The organism is Vibrio sp. 2132-1 (genome assembly GCF_033344315.1).
Window position 1 is genome coordinate 1 of the sequence record NZ_JAWPON010000189.1, and the last position, 848, is coordinate 848.

Annotated in this window: 1 protein-coding gene and 1 pseudogene; one reads left to right on the forward strand and one right to left on the reverse strand. The window is 42.0% G+C overall.

Annotated elements, in window-relative coordinates; genetic code table 11:
* Positions 1-205: 205 nt before the first annotated feature.
* The gene (ppiC, locus tag R8N47_RS24320; protein WP_005375342.1) at positions 206-484 is read right to left on the reverse strand and encodes a peptidylprolyl isomerase PpiC; all 279 of its coding nucleotides are present in this window, start codon (positions 482-484) and stop codon (positions 206-208) included.
* Positions 485-748: 264 nt separating this feature from the next.
* On the opposite strand from ppiC, the pseudogene R8N47_RS24325 reads away from it, so the two are divergent.
* A pseudogene (locus tag R8N47_RS24325) lies at positions 749-848 on the forward strand (chemotaxis protein CheV); the annotation flags it as partial.

Genomic DNA, 848 nt, shown 5'->3' on the forward strand with positions numbered 1-848 from the left:
ATTGAGGTACGTTGTCTATTTACAGTCAGCTTGAAGCTATTATGAGTAATAGTGTGAAAGGTATTGACTAGAGTTTCTGACTCTGAGTGATTTTGGGCAAGAATAAGTGAATCATGGTAAGCCAATTCGTGCTTACCATGATTTCTGCTCGTATGTACTGGCATTCGAGAAACTCGAAAGTCAGCTCATGAGCTCTGGGTAGAGGCTATGTTCTGTAGAGAACCTTGACCACATGCCAGCCAAATTTTGTTTTGACTAAGTGCGGAGTTAACACTTCACCAGAAAAACAAACTTTGTCGAATTGAGGCACCATTTGACCGCGACGGAACTCACCAAGGTCACCACCACGTTTGCCAGACGGGCAAGTTGAATACTTTTTCGCTAGTGTTTGGAATTTAGCGCCTTTTTTCAGTTGCTTGATGATGTCTTCAGCTTGTTCTTTGTGCTTAACAAGAATGTGCAATGCGGCTGCTGTGTTTGCCATGTGTTTATCTCTCACTATTCTGGTGGCGCAAGTTTACCGAATACACCGGTTTGCGCCAAACATTTCTCCACCTTACCCATTTTAGGCCATGGCTTGCCCCAAAACACTTAGCTAGATGATGAAAACCTGTGCAACACGGGTAATATTGACCTCGATTTATAAAGAGATTGCTTAAAAAGCTCACATTTACTTCCTATACGGTTGAAGCTGTCGCTTTATAAGATATGATTAGACACAAATCGGTGGCATTTATAAGGTTATTTCATGGCAAAAGTCGTTAGCAAAGCGAATCAATCTCAGGGCATGTTGATGTTTAAGCTCACCCTGCAACAAAACTTCGCAATAGGGACACTTAAAGTTCGTG

What these genes read in the sequence shown, in the direction of transcription:
- ppiC (WP_005375342.1), bottom strand. Translation starts at nt 484, where the DNA reads ATGGCAAACACAGCAGCCGCATTGCACATTCTTGTTAAGCACAAAGAA.